At 34.4% G+C, this 17,257-nt stretch carries 17 protein-coding genes; 11 read left to right on the top strand and 6 right to left on the bottom strand.

Annotated features, from left to right (window positions below):
• Nucleotide 1 precedes the first annotated feature (1 nt).
• Genes AABM59_RS03135 through argH form a run of 6 tightly spaced genes read left to right on the top strand, consistent with a single transcriptional unit; the run spans nucleotide 2 to nucleotide 6,113 of the window.
• Nucleotides 2-1,198 (top strand): glutamate-5-semialdehyde dehydrogenase, encoded by a 1,197-nt coding sequence (locus AABM59_RS03135; RefSeq protein ID WP_338407520.1) that lies wholly within the window; start codon nucleotides 2-4, stop codon nucleotides 1,196-1,198.
• Nucleotides 1,182-1,952, top strand: a complete 771-nt coding sequence (gene proB, locus AABM59_RS03130) for a glutamate 5-kinase (protein WP_338407519.1) — start codon at nucleotides 1,182-1,184, stop codon at nucleotides 1,950-1,952. The genes AABM59_RS03135 and proB overlap by 17 nt, the downstream gene beginning before the upstream one ends.
• Entirely contained in the window at nucleotides 1,953-2,900 is a 948-nt protein-coding gene (locus tag AABM59_RS03125; RefSeq protein WP_338407518.1) for an N-acetylornithine carbamoyltransferase, read from the top strand. It abuts the gene before it with no gap.
• Nucleotides 2,890-3,675, top strand: a complete 786-nt coding sequence (gene argB / locus AABM59_RS03120; protein WP_338407517.1) for an acetylglutamate kinase — start codon at nucleotides 2,890-2,892, stop codon at nucleotides 3,673-3,675. The genes AABM59_RS03125 and argB overlap by 11 nt, the downstream gene beginning before the upstream one ends.
• 44 nt (nucleotides 3,676-3,719) lie before the next feature.
• Complete coding sequence (locus tag AABM59_RS03115) at nucleotides 3,720-4,793, top strand: M20 family metallo-hydrolase (RefSeq protein ID WP_338407516.1); 1,074 nt, start codon at nucleotides 3,720-3,722, stop codon at nucleotides 4,791-4,793.
• 39 nt (nucleotides 4,794-4,832) lie between these two features.
• Nucleotides 4,833-6,113, top strand: a complete 1,281-nt coding sequence (argH, locus tag AABM59_RS03110; RefSeq protein WP_338407515.1) for an argininosuccinate lyase — start codon at nucleotides 4,833-4,835, stop codon at nucleotides 6,111-6,113.
• Nucleotides 6,114-6,127: 14 nt separating this feature from the next.
• On the opposite strand, the gene smpB is transcribed toward argH, so the two are convergent.
• Nucleotides 6,128-6,580, bottom strand: a complete 453-nt coding sequence (gene smpB, locus AABM59_RS03105) for an SsrA-binding protein SmpB (protein WP_338407514.1) — start codon at nucleotides 6,578-6,580, stop codon at nucleotides 6,128-6,130.
• A 69-nt stretch (nucleotides 6,581-6,649) separates the two neighbouring features.
• On the opposite strand from smpB, the gene AABM59_RS03100 reads away from it, so the two are divergent.
• Nucleotides 6,650-6,880, top strand: coding sequence for a VF530 family protein (locus AABM59_RS03100; protein WP_338407513.1), 231 nt, complete (start codon nucleotides 6,650-6,652; stop codon nucleotides 6,878-6,880).
• Here AABM59_RS03100 and AABM59_RS03095 read toward each other — a convergent pair.
• The 3 genes from AABM59_RS03095 to AABM59_RS03085 form a co-directional block, all read right to left on the bottom strand.
• Nucleotides 6,877-7,434, bottom strand: coding sequence for a DUF3575 domain-containing protein (locus AABM59_RS03095; RefSeq protein WP_338407512.1), 558 nt, complete (start codon nucleotides 7,432-7,434; stop codon nucleotides 6,877-6,879). The two genes, AABM59_RS03100 and AABM59_RS03095, sit on opposite strands and share 4 nt — an antisense overlap.
• Before the next feature lie 121 nt (nucleotides 7,435-7,555).
• Nucleotides 7,556-8,107, bottom strand: a complete 552-nt coding sequence (locus AABM59_RS03090) for a GNAT family N-acetyltransferase (protein WP_338407511.1) — start codon at nucleotides 8,105-8,107, stop codon at nucleotides 7,556-7,558.
• 11 nt (nucleotides 8,108-8,118) lie between these two features.
• Entirely contained in the window at nucleotides 8,119-9,021 is a 903-nt protein-coding gene (locus AABM59_RS03085; protein ID WP_338407510.1) for an aldose 1-epimerase family protein, read from the bottom strand.
• Between the two features lie 122 nt (nucleotides 9,022-9,143).
• Between AABM59_RS03085 and AABM59_RS03080 the strand changes: the two genes are divergently transcribed.
• Nucleotides 9,144-11,408, top strand: coding sequence for a M1 family metallopeptidase (locus AABM59_RS03080; protein ID WP_338407509.1), 2,265 nt, complete (start codon nucleotides 9,144-9,146; stop codon nucleotides 11,406-11,408).
• Nucleotides 11,409-11,472: 64 nt separating this feature from the next.
• On the opposite strand, the gene rho is transcribed toward AABM59_RS03080, so the two are convergent.
• Nucleotides 11,473-13,227, bottom strand: coding sequence for a transcription termination factor Rho (gene rho, locus AABM59_RS03075; protein WP_338407508.1), 1,755 nt, complete (start codon nucleotides 13,225-13,227; stop codon nucleotides 11,473-11,475).
• Nucleotides 13,228-13,409: 182 nt separating this feature from the next.
• On the opposite strand from rho, the gene AABM59_RS03070 reads away from it, so the two are divergent.
• Nucleotides 13,410-13,823, top strand: coding sequence for a DUF4293 domain-containing protein (locus AABM59_RS03070; RefSeq protein ID WP_338407507.1), 414 nt, complete (start codon nucleotides 13,410-13,412; stop codon nucleotides 13,821-13,823).
• Nucleotides 13,824-13,881: 58 nt separating this feature from the next.
• Here the strand turns inward: AABM59_RS03070 and AABM59_RS03065 are convergent, their stop codons facing one another.
• Entirely contained in the window at nucleotides 13,882-14,376 is a 495-nt protein-coding gene (locus AABM59_RS03065; protein ID WP_338407506.1) for a metallophosphoesterase family protein, read from the bottom strand.
• Between the two features lie 214 nt (nucleotides 14,377-14,590).
• Here AABM59_RS03065 and truA point away from each other — a divergent pair, with 214 nt between their 5' ends.
• Nucleotides 14,591-15,355, top strand: coding sequence for a tRNA pseudouridine(38-40) synthase TruA (gene truA / locus AABM59_RS03060; protein WP_338407505.1), 765 nt, complete (start codon nucleotides 14,591-14,593; stop codon nucleotides 15,353-15,355).
• Between the two features lie 36 nt (nucleotides 15,356-15,391).
• Complete coding sequence (locus AABM59_RS03055) at nucleotides 15,392-17,146, top strand: ABC transporter ATP-binding protein (protein ID WP_338407504.1); 1,755 nt, start codon at nucleotides 15,392-15,394, stop codon at nucleotides 17,144-17,146.
• Nucleotides 17,147-17,257 lie beyond the last annotated feature (111 nt).

The following is a 17,257-nucleotide window of genomic DNA, read 5'->3' as shown; positions in this document are numbered from 1 at the left end:
AATGAACACATTATTATCCATAGAAAAACGAAATGCTGTTTTAAATCTAATGGCAGAACTTTTGGAACAAGAAAGAGCCAGCATTAAAACGGTTAATAAACAGGATTTAAACAATTATTCTGGGGAAGATTTGGCTATGGAAAAACGCTTGCTGGTTGATGATTCCAAAATTGACGGAATGATTTTATCAATGCAACAATTGGCAAGTCAAGAAGATCCCGTTGGAGTCGAAAGATTTAATTTCGATCACGAAAACGGACTGAAAATCATCAACAAAACAGCGGCTTTTGGAACGATAATGATTATTTACGAATCTAGACCTGACGTAACCGTTGAAGCGGGTGGAATCGCTTTCAAATCTGGAAATAAGATTTTGCTGAAAGGCGGAAAAGAATCTTTGTTGTCGAATTTGAAAATAGTTTCTCTTTGGCATCAAGCTTTAGAGGAAAACAACATTTCTAAATATTGGGTGGAGTTTTTGAATTATAATAGGGAAGAAACCCAAGCGTTTTTAGAGAAACCAACACAAAAAGTCGATTTAATCATTCCTCGTGGTGGCGAACAATTGATTGCTTTTACTAAGAAACACGCAACTTGTCCGGTGATTGTCAGCGGTCGTGGAAATAATTTCGTTTATGTTAACAAGGAAGCTGATTTGCAAAAAGCATTGGACATTATCATCAACGGAAAAACTACAAATATTGGTGTTTGTAATGCTTTGGATAAAGTATTAATAGATTCAAATTTAAAAAACTGGCAAGAATTCGCAACAAAATTAGTTACAGAATTACGCAACTATCATGTTGAAATTTTGGGAGATAAAATCTTTTCAAAAGCAACAAATGTTCCTCAAATCGAATCGGATTTGATTTGGTATGAAGAGTTTTTAAATTATAAAATTGTCATCGGAATCGTGAATTCTAACGAAGAAGCGATTGCTAAAATCAACAATTATTGCGGAGGACATTCGGCTTCAATTATTACCGAAAACAAGTCCATAGCGCAAGAATTTATGGAACAATTAGATTGTGCAGCAGTTTACCAAAATGCTTCCACTCGATTTACCGATGGAGGGCAATTTGGTTTAGGAGGAGAATTGGCGATAAGCACTGATAAATTGCACCAACGCGGACCAATAGGATTGCAGCATTTAGTTACTAATAAATGGTATATATACGGAAATGGACAAATCAGATAAAAAAAGAATATTATTAAAACTCGGAAGCAACACGCTCACCAAGGAAACCAATCACATTTCGAGAGGAAAGATTGAAGATATTGGAATGCAAATTGCTGCTTTACAAGACGATTACGAGTTTATAATCGTTAGTTCTGGTGCCATAGCAGCGGCAAAACAGTTTGTAAAATTAGACAATCACGACAAAGATGTTTTTGTAAAACAAGCTTTGGCTTCTATTGGACAGCCTCATTTGATGCGCATTTACCAAGAAAATTTTAAAGATTTAGGTTTGCATACCTCACAATGTCTGCTTTCGTATTCCGATTTCGAAAAGGAAAAAACAAAAAATAATATCGTCAACACGATAAATGTGTTAGTCAAAAACAGTTACATCCCTATCATCAACGAAAATGATACCGTTGCTACGGATGAAATCCAGTTTGGTGATAATGATAAATTAGCGGCCTTAACGGCAGTTTTGTTGAATGTTGACATTCTGATTATTGCAACAAATACGAATGGAATTTACACCAAAGAATCTATCAATAACGAAATTCCTGAAACCATTTCTTTAGTTAATGATTTAGAATTATTAAAAAAAGAAATTGGAGATTTTACATCTTCCCACGGTACAGGTGGAATGCAATCTAAAATAGAAGCTGCTGCAATAGCCAAAGCGGCGAATATCGAAACCTGGATTGTGAATGGTCTGAATGACAATTTTATTTTGAATGCCTTAAATAACAAAATTCCTTTTACTAAAATTCTTTAAATGAATTATACCTCCATAAAAAATATCGACAACCTTTCGCAATGGGTTCAAGACGCTCTTGAAATCAAGAGAAATCCACTTAAGAACAAGAAATTAGGAAAAAACAAAACCTTAGGAATGTTGTTTTTCAATCCAAGTTTAAGAACCCGGTTGAGTACGCAAAAAGCAGCTCTGAATTTGGGAATGAACGTGATGGCAATGAATTTTACCAGTGAAGGTTGGACTCTAGAATTTGAAGATGGCGTGATTATGAATCAAGCGGCATCAGAACATATTAAAGAAGCCGCAGAAGTTATCTCTCAATATTGCGATATCATTGCTATTAGAGCATTTGCGGGCTTAATTGACAAAGAAAAAGACAATGCCGAAACTGTAATGGCTGGATTTTTAAAACACGCTACGGTACCAATCGTCAATATGGAAGGCGCTACCGGACATCCGCTGCAATCCCTTGCTGATGCAATTACTATGGAAGAGCATAAAACTACTCACAGGCCAAAAGTAGTGCTGTCGTGGGCACCACATCCTAGAGCTTTACCGCAGGCTGTTGCCAATTCATTTGTCGAAATGATGCAGCTACAGAATGCCGATTTCGTGATTACACACCCCGAAGGTTACGAACTCAATCCGGAAATAACCAAAGATTCAAAAATTGAATACGATCAAGATAAAGCGTTTGAAAATGCCGATTTTATTTACGCCAAAAACTGGAGTAACTATAACGAATATGGACAAATCACAAATGCCGATTCTAATTGGACGATAACTGCAGATAAAATGAATTTGACAAATAATGCCAAATTTATGCACTGTTTACCCGTACGTAGAAATATGATTGTAACAGATGAAGTGATTGATAGCGAAAATTCAATAGTTATCGAACAAGCAAACAATAGAACTTATTCGGCACAATTGGTTCTAAAAAAAATATTAGAAAATGGAAAATAAAAAAAACCTTTCAATCATAAAAATTGGTGGAAACATCATTGATAATCCAACGGAATTATCACAGTTTTTATACGATTTTTCAAAGGTTGAAGGCAATAAAATTCTCGTGCACGGTGGTGGAAAATCAGCTACAAAAATGGCCCAAAACATTGGTCTAAATCCTCAAATGATTGACGGAAGACGGATTACCGATACTGCAATGCTTGATGTTGTCGTGATGATTTATGCAGGCGAAATCAACAAAAATATCGTAGCTCAATTACAAGCAAATAATAGTAATGCTATGGGGTTTTCGGGTGCCGATGGAAATTTGATTCAATCAACCAAAAGAAACCATCCAACAATTGATTATGGTTTTGTGGGCGATGTGCAAAAAGTAAACACTAGTCTATTGGAAACATTGATTTTCAATGAAATTACACCCGTTTTTTGTGCCATTACACACGATAAAAAAGGACAATTGTTAAATACAAATGCTGATACAATTGCCAGCGAATTAGCAATTGCTTTATCGGATATTTTTGAAGTAACTTTGAATTATTGCTTCGAAAAACCAGGTGTTTTATATAATGCCGAAGATGATTCTTCGGTTATTTTTACTATCAATCAAGAATTATACTCCAAATTAAAAACCGAGAAAGCAATACATTCCGGAATGATTCCTAAATTAGACAACTGTTTCAATAGTTTGTCGAAAGGCGTTCAAAAAATAAGAATTGGTCACCACAAAATGTTACAAGATGCAAAATCAATTTGTACCACAATTGAACTGTAAAACCAAATCAGTTGTGTAATATTAAAATGCAAATAAAAAACAAAATGAAAAACCAAGAAACACTTGCACAAGAAGCAGTAACACTATTAAAAAACCTAATTGAAACTCCTTCCTTTTCTAGCGAAGAAGATCAAACTGCACTTTTAATCGAAAAATGGTTTATTCAAAACGTGATTCCTTTCAAGAGAGATAATAATAATGTATGGGCTTTCAACAAGTATTTTGATAAAACCAAACCCACCCTTTTACTAAATTCGCACCACGATACAGTCAGACCAAACCAAGCCTACACAAAAGACCCATTTAAAGCAAATGTAGAAGACGATAAATTATTTGGACTCGGAAGCAACGATGCCGGAGGATGTTTAGTTTCTTTATTAGCTACTTTCGCTCATTTCTATACAAACGAAAATTTACCTTATAATTTAGTTGTTGTCGCTTCGGCAGAAGAAGAAAGTAGTGGCAAAAAAGGCTTAAACAGTGTGCTACAAAATTTACCTGAACTCGAATGTGCCATTATAGGAGAACCTACTTTAATGCAATTAGCCATTGCAGAAAAAGGACTTTTAGTGCTTGATGTTAAAATAAAAGGAACGCCAAGCCACGCTGCCCATCAAAATGAGGACAATTGCATTTACAAAACAATTCCGGTAATAGAATGGTTAAAAAACTATAGTTACGATAAAATATCAGAGCAATTAGGACCAGTAAAAATGACCGTAACCCAAATAAATGCAGGAAAACAACACAATGTTGTGCCTTCAGAATGCAATTTAGTAGTTGATATCCGAGTAAATGATTGTTATACAAATCAGGAAATTTTACAAATCATAAAAGAAAATGTAGCCGCAGAAGTAACGCCAAGATCCATGAACTTAAGCGCTTCTTCAATTCCAGAATCACACGGATTAGTACAAGCAGGAATTGCCTTAGGCAGGACAACTTATGGCTCTCCTACCCTTTCGGATCAGTCGGTTTTGAGTTGTAAATCACTGAAATTAGGCCCTGGAGACACTTTGCGATCGCACTCGGCAAACGAATTTATTTACATCAACGAAATAAAAGAAGGAATCGATTTATATATAAAAATATTGACTGATTTTTTTAAAAATAATTAGGTAAAAACAACCCTAGGGTTAGAATTAAAAAACACAGATATGAAACTTTGGGAAAAAGGAATACCTACAGATAAACAAATAGAACAATTCACCGTTGGTAACGACAGAGAATTGGATTTGGTTTTGGCCAAATATGATGCACTCGGTTCTATTGCTCACGCTAAAATGCTAGGGCAAATTGGACTACTGACCGATGCAGAAACAGATTTTTTGGTTCTCGCTTTGGAATACATTATCATTGACATCGAAAAAGGAAATTTCGAAATCGAAGATACTTTTGAAGACGTACATTCTAAAATTGAATATTTACTAACAGAAAAATTAGGCGATGCCGGAAAGAAAATCCATACCGCTCGTTCCCGAAATGACCAAGTTTTAGTAAATGTTAATTTGTATCTCAAAGACGTAGTAATCGAATTCAAATCCCAAGTCAAAACCCTTTTTGATTTGCTAATGAAATCGGCAGAAAAACACCAGAATGTGTTGTTGCCGGGGTATACACATTTGCAAATTGCAATGCCATCTTCTTTCGGAATGTGGTTTTCTGCTTATGCCGAAACATTGATTGACGATATAACAATGCTCAACGCAGCTTTGAAAATTGTAGACCAAAACCCATTAGGTTCTGCAGCAGGTTATGGAAGCTCCTTCCCTATCGACAGATCATTCACAACTAAAGAATTAGGTTTTGAAACCCTAAAATTCAATTCGGTTGCGGCACAAATGAGCCGTGGAAAATCAGAAAAAACAGTTGCTTTTGCAATGAGTAGCGTGGCCGCAACCTTGGCAAAATTTTCAATGGACGTGTGTTTGTATATGAGCCAGAATTTTGATTTTATCAGTCTTCCTGCACATTTAACGACGGGCTCCAGTATTATGCCACACAAGAAAAACCCTGACGTTTTTGAATTAATTCGTGGAAAATGCAACAAAATCCAAGCCTTGCCTTATGAAATTACTTTGATCACAAACAACTTGCCAAGCGGTTATCACAGGGATTTACAATTATTGAAAGAAGGCTTATTTCCTGCCATTCAAAACCTGAAAGCGTGTTTAGACATTTCCATTTTTTCCATCAAAGACATCAAAGTAAAAGACAATATTCTTGCGGATCCGAAATATAATTATCTATTTACTGTTGACACTTTAAACGAAATGGTAGTTGCGGGAATTCCGTTTAGAGATGCTTATAAAGCGGTTGCTGAACAATTGGAAAACGGAACTTTCAAATCTCCAAAAGAAACGAAACACACCCACGAAGGAAGTATTAATAATTTGTGTTTGGAGGAAATAAAACAAAAAATGAAGAGCGTTTTCTAGTCTGGAAATTAATTCTAAAAGGCTTTTTTTATTCTGTCAAGATCGCGTTTTGTATCTTGTTCTTTAAGAGATTCCCGTTTGTCATAGGTTTTTTTTCCTTTGCAAAGTCCTATTTCCAATTTAGCCATTCCTTTTTCATTGGTAAACAATTTTAGAGGAACAATGGTCAATCCTTTAGCTTGAACACTTCTTAACAGACCTTTTAATTCTCTTTTATTCAACAAAAGTTTACGCTCGCTTCTGGCTTTGTGGTTGAACTGGTTGCCAAAAGTATATTCTTCGATGTAAGTATTAATTGCAAACAGCTCGTTGCCACTAAATTCACAAAAACTTTCGGTGATGTTAGCTTTTCCCAACCGAATTGATTTTATCTCGGTTCCTGCCAAAACAATTCCAGCCGTAAATTTTTCGATTATCTCATAATCGAAACGAGCTCTTTTGTTAAGTATGTTGATTGTTTTTAGCATAGGATTGCAAATGTAGGAACAAAACAACGAAATGCCAATAGTTATTTAAAATTGCTTTAAATTTGCTAAATGGAAAAATTGCAATCAAAAAACCCATTACACGGAATCACTCTCCAAAAAATAATTGAGCAACTCGTCGATTATTACGGTTTTGATACTCTTGGTGAATTGATAAAAATTAAATGTTTTACTGACAAACCAAGTGTAAAATCAAGTTTAACTTTTTTAAGAAAAACAGATTGGGCAAGAAGAAAAGTCGAAGAATTGTACGTTAGAACAATTCCTAAATTCAAAGTTTAATTTACTCGATAAGAAATCATAATTCCTCCTCTGTATGGCAACCAATCACCACTCATATTCCAATGTTTGGCTTTTTCATACCTGCCTGGAGTTCCGTCATTATAGTAACCATGATAATATCCTTGATGCCAACCACCTCCAACAAAGAAATCTAGCATTAATCTATCATTTAGTTTTTTCTCGTATCCAATTGTTCCTCCAAATTTGTATCCAAAACCATCTTCGTAGTTATTAGAACCCCAATAGTTCCATTTTTGAAGAACAAATCGATCAGCTCCCGCATGTCCTCCAAAATAAAAGCCATTGTATTTTTCATTAAAATGATAGCGAACTTCTGCAATTAAAGAATAAAACTCCATTGGATGATGTCCATTAAATGATTTCCAAAAAGAGGCCATAACGTCAGCTTGAAAAGTGATTTTTTTTCCGATACTAGTTTCTATTCCAATATTTGGAACAAGTAGCAAAGCTGTTACCGCATTACCTTTTATATAAGTTTGGGCTTGAGAAAAAATTGAAAATAAAATAATAGTTATAATAAATATTTTTTTCATTTAATAAATTTTTTAGTACTTTCTGAAAAACAGAATTAGTATCGGCGGCAAATATAGAGATAATGAATGTAGGAATTTGGGGTTGCTTCATTAAATTACTATTATTAAACAATAATAAAAATTAGCGATTAATCAAAATCGAATAAATTACAGTGTCTAAAAATCTTCCCTCAAAAAACGAATTTTCTTTTAGATGAGCCTCTTTGACAAAACCATTTTTTTGCAAAACTTTAGCCGAAGCAAAATTTTCGGGATCAACAACAGCTTCGATAGAGTGCAGTTTCATCACTTTGAAACCAAAACTCACAACTTCGTTTATAGCTTCGGTAATAATACCTTTCCCGTGATGTTCTGGAAGCAACATATAACCAATTTCAGCTCGGAAATGCTCCGGTTTTATCCTGTAATGCCCAATCATTCCAATAAGTTTTGGACTGTTTTTTAAAGTAATTGCCCAATTTATTCCTTCGCTATTTTCTATTATTTTGTCAATCATTGCAATATGTTCAAGAGCATCTTCCGTGGTTTTCAACAATGGTCTCGGAATGTATTTCATTGTTTGCTCGTTAGATCGAAGTTCGAAAATTTCGTTCACATCCTCCTTTACAATACGTCTTAATATCAACCGCACTGTTTCAAGATTGGGAAATGGCGCGAAATTTAAGTTTAACATTTTGATATAAATTAAAGGATTTCAATACTAAATTTAGAATCGAAGGTTTCGTTTTTATTTAAAATTTGAATACCCTCTTTCTCAAAAATATTTCCCAAACTTTCCTGCGTGTCCGAATATCCAAACCAAGGCTCAATGCAAAGAAATGGTGCATTATTTTTTGTCCAAATTCCTAAACTAGGAAAATCTTCAAAGTTCACTTTCACTATTGGTTTGAAATTTTCTAAAATAATCAAAGAATTAGATTGCAATGATTTAAAAATTAAAGCGTCGTTTTCAAAAAGTTCATAATTCAAAGAAACTATTTTATTATTGGCGGCGAGTTTCTTTTTTTTATTCGAAATCAAATCTTTTTCCAAAAGATGATATTCCAAAGATTCTTCTTTTTCAAATTCAAGTGAATAATTCCGAAAATTTCCTGGCAGGGCAAATGCTGGATGAGCACCAATAGAAAATGGCATTTGTGATTCGCTATTATTAATGACTTTATAATCAATATTTAAACTGCTTTCATCCAATGTATAAATAATTTGAAATTCAAAATCAAAAGGATACACTTTCCTTGTTTCTTCTGAAGCAATTAAAGAAAAAGTGACGCTATTTCCATATTTTTCTATCCTTTCAAATTGCATATCTCTAGCAAAACCGTGTCTTAACAAATGATATTCGACCCCATTATAATGATAAAAATTGTCTTTTAATGTACCCACAATTGGAAACAATACAGGAGCATTTTTCCCCCAAAAAACTGGATTTCCTTCCCAAATATATTCTGTGTTATTATTGTCTTTTAATGAAAACAATTCTGCGCCAAAGTGCTTTATTTGAGCCGTAAGATATGAATTCGAAATTGTTGTCGTCAAAATGGTTACTTGTTGCTTTTTAATAAACTTGATGATGTAAATATATTTCATAAATTTAATTTTCAACCAAAAATGGGACTAATTATAAAATTGATGTTTTTTTGTCAAAATTTTAAATTTATATTCAGTCTTATGTATATTTTTCATTTATTTGCTGTATAAAATTTAAAAAAATGAGAAATAACCGTTTCAAAGTTATACTTCAACTGACTTTAATATTTGGAATTTCGACCTCGTGGTCACAACAAATTCCAGCTTCTACAGCAAAAAAACAAATTTCAAATTATAATTATCACGATGCTTTTGCCCCATTTTTTTATACGAAAGATGGGACAAATACACGTTCTGCAAGTGGTCAGCCTGGAGCAGAATATTGGCAGAATAGAGCTGATTATCACCTTACGGCAAAATTAGATGACGCAAAGAATGAAATTTCTGGAACAGGAGTTATCACTTATACGAACAATAGCCCGGATAATATGTCTTTTGTTTGGATGAGTTTAGATCAAAATTTATTCAAATCTGATTCCCGTGGAAATGCCTTAATTCCAATAGAAGGAAGTCGCAATGGTGCGCAAGGGCAAACTTTTGACGGTGGAAATAAAATCAAATCGGTTAAAATAGTTACAAGCAGTAAAGGGAAATCGACGGAAACCGATGCCAAATATAGTATCAGTGATACACGAATGCAAGTTTTAATTCCTCAAATTTTAAAATCTAAAGGAGGAATCGTCAAAATTAAAATTGAATATTCTTTTATATCCCCATACGAAGGTTCAGATCGAATGGGGATTTTGGAAACAAAAAATGGTAAAATTTTTACCATTGCGCAGTGGTATCCAAGAATGTGCGTGTATGACGACATAAAAGGTTGGAATACAAATCCATATTTAGGTGCTTCTGAATTTTACTTGGAATATGGTGATTTTGATGTAAACATCACTGTACCTTCAAATCAAATCGTAGTTTGTTCTGGAGAATTAGTAAATTCATCAGAAGTGCTTAACGTTGAACAGCAAAAACGTTTCGTAAAAGCTTCGCAAAGTGATAAAACTATTATAATTCGTTCTGCTGAAGAAGTCACTGCTACGGCTAATATAGCTGCAAAATCAACAAAAACATGGCGCTATAAAATAAAAAATGCTCGTGATGTGTCTTGGGCTTCTTCTGCTGCATTTATTTGGGATGCTGCGAGAATTAATTTGCCAAGTGGGAAAAAAGCGATGGCATTTTCTGCTTATCCAGTAGAAAGTGACGGAATTGATGCTTGGTCTCGTTCAACGGAATACACCAAAACATCAATTGAAAATTATTCAAAAAGATGGTTCGAGTATTCTTATCCAGCCGCAACAAATGTTGCTGGAAATGAAGGAGGAATGGAATATCCAGGAATTGTTTTTTGTGGATGGGAATCAAAATCAGAAGGTTTGTGGGGAGTAACTGATCACGAGTTTGGACACAATTGGTTTCCAATGGTTGTGGGCTCTAACGAGCGTTTATATGGATGGATGGATGAAGGATTCAATACTTTTATTAATACGCTGAGTTCCGTTGATTTTAACAATGGAGAATACAAAGATAAGCCCGCAGACCTGCATGAGGACACAAAAAAATATACCGATCCAACTCTGGAAACCATGATGAGTTCTCCTGATAATATGAAAGAAGTTAATATTGGTACTTTATGTTACTCAAAACCTAGTGCTGGATTAGTAATGTTACGTGAACAGATTTTAGGGCCAGAGCGTTTCGATTTAGCTTTTAGAACTTATGTCGAACGTTGGGCATACAAACATCCTGCGCCAGATGATTTTTTCAGAACAATCGAAAATGTTTCAGGCGAGGATTTAAGTTGGTTTTGGAGAGCTTGGTTTGTAAATAATTGGCAGTTAGATCAAGGTGTAAATTCAATAAAATATGTAGATAATAACCCTAAATTAGGTGTTTATATTACAATCGAAAACTTCGAAAAAATGGCGATGCCAGTAATTCTAGACATAAAAACAAAAAGCGGAAAAATTTCTCGTGTTAAATTACCAGTGGAAATTTGGCAACGAAATAAGGAATGGGCTTTTAAACATGATTCTACAGAAGAAATTGAAAGTATCATCCTTGACCCAGACCACGTACTTCCAGATAGCAACGATGTTAACAATAGCTGGACTTCAGCAACAGGAATCATTGAGAAAGACGCAAATTTGGATGCGTATCTTGGTACTTTTTTCAATAGAAATGCTCCAATAGAAATTGTTTTTTCAAAAAAACGAGGAATTATTAATGTTGAAATAACAGATTACCCAATATTTACGGTAAAACTTATTGCTGATGATACTTTTGAGTCTGAATTAGCTGGACTCAAATTCGAATTTAATGTAGACAAAAGTGGCTTAAACATGTTTTTGAGTGATGGTCAAAAAATACCGTTTAGAAGAAAGTAAATCAATTCTGATCAAACATAAAAAAAGTCCCATTAGGGACTTTTTTTATGTTTAAAAAGGAAATTTAATCATTCATAGAGATCAAAAATTCTTCGTTATTTTTAGTTTTCTTGAAACGATCATTGATAAAATCCATTGCTTCCACAGGATTCATGTCTGACAAGTATTTTCGCATAATCCACATTCTTTGCAATGTTTTTGCGTCTAATAACAAGTCGTCACGACGTGTGCTGGAAGAGGTCAAATCAATAGCAGGAAAAATTCGTTTGTTTGCAATTTTTCTATCCAATTGCAATTCCATATTTCCTGTTCCTTTAAATTCTTCAAAGATAACTTCATCCATTTTCGAACCAGTTTCTGTCAATGCAGTTGCAATGATACTCAATGAGCCACCATTTTCTACATTTCGGGCGGCTCCAAAAAATCTTTTTGGTTTTTGTAATGCATTTGCATCAACACCACCACTTAAAACTTTTCCAGATGCGGGTTGTACTGTGTTATAAGCTCTTGCCAAACGAGTAATTGAATCTAATAAAATCACAACATCGTGACCACATTCGACCAAACGTTTTGCTTTTTCGAGAACAATATTGGCAATTTTTACATGTTCTTGTGGTTCTCTATCAAAAGTCGAAGCAATTACTTCGCCACGAACACTTCGTTGCATATCGGTAACTTCTTCTGGTCGTTCATCTATTAATAAAACGATTAAATAAACTTCGGGATGATTGGCGGCAATGGCATTTGCAATGTCTTTGAGCAACATTGTTTTTCCTGTTTTTGGTTGGGCCACAATCATGCCACGTTGCCCTTTTCCTATTGGTGAAAACAAATCGATAATTCGGGTTGAAATGGTGCTTTGCCTTTCGGCTAATTTGAATTTTTCGGATGGAAAAACTGGTGTCAAATGCTCGAATGAAACTCTATCACGAACTACTTGCGGATCGTGTCCATTGATTTTTAAAACGCGAACTAATGGGAAGAATTTCTCGCCTTCTTTTGGAGGACGAACTACTCCTTTAACTGTATCTCCGGTTTTAAGTCCGAATAATCTAATTTGCGAAGTCGATAAATAAATATCATCTGGCGAAGCTAAATAATTATAATCCGAAGAACGAAGGAAACCATAACCGTCAGGCATCATTTCAAGAACACCTTCACTTTCTATGATTCCATCGAATTCAAAATCAGAATCCCTAAAATTGTTTTTCTTGCTTTTGAAATTTGGATTTACGTTTCCGTTGCTGTTTCCATTTCCGTTTTGATTCGGATTTTGGTTTTGATTTTGTTTGTTTAGTTGGTTGGGATTTATTTTTTTGGAAGGAACACCAACTTCAGCGCTCTCAGAAGTTTCAGCATTTTCAGCATCAGAATCAGATTCGTTTTCTCCAGCTGATTCTTTTACTTCTACTTTTTCTTTTTGTAGTGCAACCTTTTTTTCGTAAGCCGATTTGTTGAATTTAATAACTTTACCGACTTTCTTCTCAGCTGCTATTTCGGTTGGAATCTGATTTTCTACCTCTGGAGCACTTGTCTCAACTGGAATTTCTTCATCGGCAAAAAGAGAAGTAGTTGCGTTTTTTTGAATAGCAACTTTTTTGGGAGCTAGAATTCTGGCTCTTTTTGGCTTATCATCTTCGGCTTTATTTTCAACTGCGTTTTTTTCAGGAGCAGAATCAGTGCTTGCTGACTGACTGTCTAAAATTTGGCTAATTAATGCCTCTTTTTTTACACCGTTAAATTTTATTATTTTAGCTGCTTTAGCTATTTCTTGAAGCTCAGAAAGCTTCATTTCTTTTAATGCAGAAAGGTCAAACATAAATGTTCTATGAGTTTAATTTATTGTGGGAATACTTTAAAAAGTGTGTAGTGAATTTTTATTTTTGAATTGACCGAAGAATGAAGTACTTACGGATTTGTTATGCAATAATACGAATAAATTTTAATCTACAATAGTTTTTATTAAAAAGAAAATATATTTTTGTAGAAGAAATTAAGAAAATGCTACAAAGAATTCAAACCATATATTTACTTCTTGCCTTCGTAACAACTGGAGTTTTACCGTTTCTTGTTCCGCTATGGACAATGACCGATGGTACAGCTTATCTATTTATGCAAAACCAAATCTATGTTGTCGCTTTTGGTTTAAGTACAACACTATCTTTGTTGGGCGTTATTTCCTTTAAAAAAAGACAAACACAATTTGTTATTGGCAGATTGAATATAATTTTAAATTTAATTTTATTAGGCTTGTTTGTATATCGTTCACTAAATGTATCTGGAGAAACACTAGCCGTTTCTGAGAAAGGTATTGGGATGTTTCTACCTATTGTTGCTATCGTATTATTAGCCTTAGCTAATAAAGCCATCAAAAAGGACGAAGATCTTGTAAAATCTGTGGATAGATTGAGGTAATCCTATAATCTTAGTTTATTAGTGCGAAGGAAAACCGAATGTAAAAGTTCGGTTTTTTTTATTTCTTTCCGATTTCGATAATTTCCAAGTCTTTAATCTTGTCACCATCAATCACGAAACGCAACATTGTCTTAACTTGATGAAAACCACTTTTTCCAGCAGCACCAGGATTCATATACAGGAGATTGTACTTCTTGTCAAACATCACTTTTAGAATGTGAGAGTGTCCACAAATAAACAATTTTGGAGGATTTGAAGCCATCTCGGCCTTAATATTTGGGTTGTATTTGCCTGGATAACCTCCTATGTGGGTAATCCAAACAGCAACTCCTTCACACATAAATCTATAGTGCAACGGAAATTCCATTCTAGCTTTGTCGTTATCAATGTTTCCGTAAACACCACGCAAAGGCTTGACTTTTTTAATCCTGTCCGTAACAATTAAATCCCCAATATCGCCAGCATGCCATACTTCATCAGCCTCCAAAACATATTTTAGAATCGTGTCGTCAATATGACTGTGCGTATCGGAAAGAAGAAGAATTTTTTTCAAAATTGTTTAATTTGGAGCCATTTCCTGCTATTCGTTACAATCTTCTTCTCTATTAAAAAATAGAGAAGAAGGATTTTTACTACTATCAGGGCTATGATTTTGTAGCAAAATTAACCTTTTCGTTTCCAAATAAAAAATTAATGAAAATTAGTGAAATTCGCAGCAAAAAAAAATTGCATTAATTAAGTATCTTTGCAGCTTCAAAAGAAATCACTTGAGGTATTTTATAAAACTGGCATACAACGGAACTAATTATCACGGATGGCAATACCAACCCAATGCCACTTCTGTGCAGGAAACACTGAACAAGGCGTTTTCGGTTGTGCTAAATTCAGAGATTAATCTTATGGGAGCAGGTAGAACTGATACTGGAGTTCACGCAAAGGAAATGTTTGCGCATTTCGATTTTGAAACTGCTTTCGATACACAAAGTTTAGTCCACAAACTCAACTCCTATTTACCAAAAGATATTGTGGTTTATGAGATTATCCCTGTTCCAGATGAAGCCCACGCTCGTTTTGACGCCTCAAAAAGAACCTATGAATATCACATCAATACCTTCAAAGATCCCTTTTTGCAAGAAGGAAGTTGGTGTTTTAATCAAGAATTAGACCTCGATTTGATGAATGAAGCCTCAAAAATATTATTCAAACATACCGATTTTCAATGTTTTTCAAAAGTAAATACCGATGTAAACACTTTCGATTGCACTATTTTTGAAGCGCAGTGGACTCGAGGTATGGCAAAACTAGGCACAGACAAACAAGAAAAAGAAAAACTTATTTTTACAATTTCGGCAAATCGTTTTCTTCGAAATATGGTTCGTGCCATTGTGGGAACACTAATAAACGTGGGATTACACAAAATCACCTTAGAGGATTTCAACGAAATAATTTTAAGTAAAAATCGTGATAATGCAGGTTTTTCAGTTCCAGCACATGGATTATATTTGACAAAAATTGATTACAATTATTTATAACGGCGAATTGCTCCACAAGCTCGCAATGACAAAATTATGAAAGCAAAAGCATTCGATACCAAAGTTTTTAAACGACTATTAAAATACATTAAACCCTACCAATGGCGATTTAATGGCGTGATTATTTTCGCGATTTGTTTGTCTGTTTTTGCGGCGATTCGTCCTCTAATTTTACAAGGAACCGTCGATACTTATATTAAACCCAAAGACGATTATGGTTTGTTGATGTATATAACCTTAATGGGAGTCACTTTATTATTAGAAGTAATATTCCAGTTTTTCTTTGTTTATTGGGCAAACTGGCTCGGACAAGACATCGTGAAGGACATTAGAACCAAGCTCTTCGAACATATGCTGAGTTTCCGAATGAAATATTTTGACAATGCTCCTGTTGGTCAATTAGTGACCCGTTCCGTTTCGGATATCGAACAAATTGCACGGATTTTTAGCCAAGGTTTGTTTATGATTGCCAGTGATTTGATGAAAATGGCCATTTGTCTAATTATTATGTTCTGGATGAACTGGCATCTCTCTTTAATTGTAGTACTTGCTATGCCAATACTGCTCTATATTACCCGAATTTTTCAAAGAAAAATGCAAGTAGCTTTTGAAGAAGTAAGAGCTCAAATTGCTAATATGAATTCCTTTGTTCAAGAAAGAGTTACTGGAATGAAAATTGTTCAGCTCTTCAATCGCGAAGATGTTGAATTCGAAAAATTTAAAAACATCAATAACAAGCATAAAACGGCTTGGATAAAAACAATTTTATACAACTCCATCTTCTTCCCTATTGCCGATATTATTTCTTCATTAACCCTAGGATTTATCGTGTTGTATGGTGGACTTCAAATTATAAACGGAAATCCGTTTACGACCTTAGGACAAATGACCGCTTATACAATGTTCATAGGAATGCTTTTTAATCCGTTACGCCAAATCGCAGATAAATTCAACGAAATGCAACTAGGAATGATTGCCGCTAACAGGGTTTTTGATATTCTGGATACCAAAGATCAAATTCAAGATAAAGGTACAATCAAAGCTCCTGTTTTCAGCGGAAACATCGAATTCAAGGACGTTCATTTTGGATATATTGCCGAAGAATATGTAATTAAAGGAATTGATTTATCAGTTTCTGCCGGAAAAACAATCGCCATTGTAGGCTCGACAGGGGCAGGAAAATCAACGATTATTAACTTACTGAATCGTTTTTACGAAATCAATAGCGGCACAATTTTTATTGATGATCAAAACATAGAAAACTACACCCTAAGTACTCTGCGCAAACAAATTGCTGTAGTTTTACAGGACGTTTTCCTTTTTGCAGATACCATATTTAACAATATTACCCTAAACAATCCCGAAATATCTCGCGAGCAGGTTTTGGCTGCTGCCAAAAAGATTGGTGTTCATAAATTCATCATGAGTTTACCCGATAATTATGATTTCGATGTTAAAGAGCGTGGTGTAATGCTTTCTTCTGGACAACGCCAATTGATTGCTTTTCTTCGTGCCTATGTTAGTAATCCAAGTATTTTGATTCTTGATGAAGCGACTTCATCTATCGATACGTATTCCGAAGAACTAATTCAAAAAGCTACTGAAACAATCACCAAAGGAAGAACTTCAATTGTGATTGCGCATCGTCTGGCAACCATAATAAATGCTGACAAAATTGTTGTTATGGACAAAGGTTTGATTGTCGAGCAAGGGACCCATCAAGAATTATTGGGAAAAACTGGAGGTTATTACAAAAACCTGTATGACTCACAGTTTATTACAGAAGATTAGCAGTACGGTTTTCAAACAATACCAGTTTAAAACTTTAAACGGTAAACTTTTTCTTTAATCAAATAAATCCCTTAATTTTACCAGCTGAGACCAACATAAAAAAATATTTTT

This window comes from uncultured Flavobacterium sp. (assembly GCF_963925185.1).
Classification (GTDB): domain Bacteria; phylum Bacteroidota; class Bacteroidia; order Flavobacteriales; family Flavobacteriaceae; genus Flavobacterium.
Note: the sequence above shows the minus strand (reverse complement) of the source record. Positions and strands in the feature narration are given on the sequence as shown.

Bases quoted from the DNA above. Each gene is read 5' to 3' on its own strand.
- AABM59_RS03090 (WP_338407511.1), bottom strand. From the start codon at position 8,107: ATGTTAAACTTAAATTTCGCGCCATTTCCCAATCTTGAAACAGTGCGG.
- AABM59_RS03115 (WP_338407516.1), top strand. From the start codon at position 3,720: ATGAAAAACCAAGAAACACTTGCACAAGAAGCAGTAACACTATTAAAA.
- argH (WP_338407515.1), top strand. From the start codon at position 4,833: ATGAAACTTTGGGAAAAAGGAATACCTACAGATAAACAAATAGAACAA.
- AABM59_RS03125 (WP_338407518.1), top strand. From the start codon at position 1,953: ATGAATTATACCTCCATAAAAAATATCGACAACCTTTCGCAATGGGTT.
- smpB (WP_338407514.1), bottom strand. From the start codon at position 6,580: ATGCTAAAAACAATCAACATACTTAACAAAAGAGCTCGTTTCGATTAT.
- AABM59_RS03085 (WP_338407510.1), bottom strand. From the start codon at position 9,021: ATGAAATATATTTACATCATCAAGTTTATTAAAAAGCAACAAGTAACC.
- AABM59_RS03080 (WP_338407509.1), top strand. From the start codon at position 9,144: ATGAGAAATAACCGTTTCAAAGTTATACTTCAACTGACTTTAATATTT.
- AABM59_RS03100 (WP_338407513.1), top strand. From the start codon at position 6,650: ATGGAAAAATTGCAATCAAAAAACCCATTACACGGAATCACTCTCCAA.
- AABM59_RS03135 (WP_338407520.1), top strand. From the start codon at position 2: ATGAACACATTATTATCCATAGAAAAACGAAATGCTGTTTTAAATCTA.
- proB (WP_338407519.1), top strand. From the start codon at position 1,182: ATGGACAAATCAGATAAAAAAAGAATATTATTAAAACTCGGAAGCAAC.
- AABM59_RS03055 (WP_338407504.1), top strand. From the start codon at position 15,392: ATGAAAGCAAAAGCATTCGATACCAAAGTTTTTAAACGACTATTAAAA.
- argB (WP_338407517.1), top strand. From the start codon at position 2,890: ATGGAAAATAAAAAAAACCTTTCAATCATAAAAATTGGTGGAAACATC.
- AABM59_RS03095 (WP_338407512.1), bottom strand. From the start codon at position 7,434: ATGAAAAAAATATTTATTATAACTATTATTTTATTTTCAATTTTTTCT.
- rho (WP_338407508.1), bottom strand. From the start codon at position 13,227: ATGTTTGACCTTTCTGCATTAAAAGAAATGAAGCTTTCTGAGCTTCAA.
- AABM59_RS03070 (WP_338407507.1), top strand. From the start codon at position 13,410: ATGCTACAAAGAATTCAAACCATATATTTACTTCTTGCCTTCGTAACA.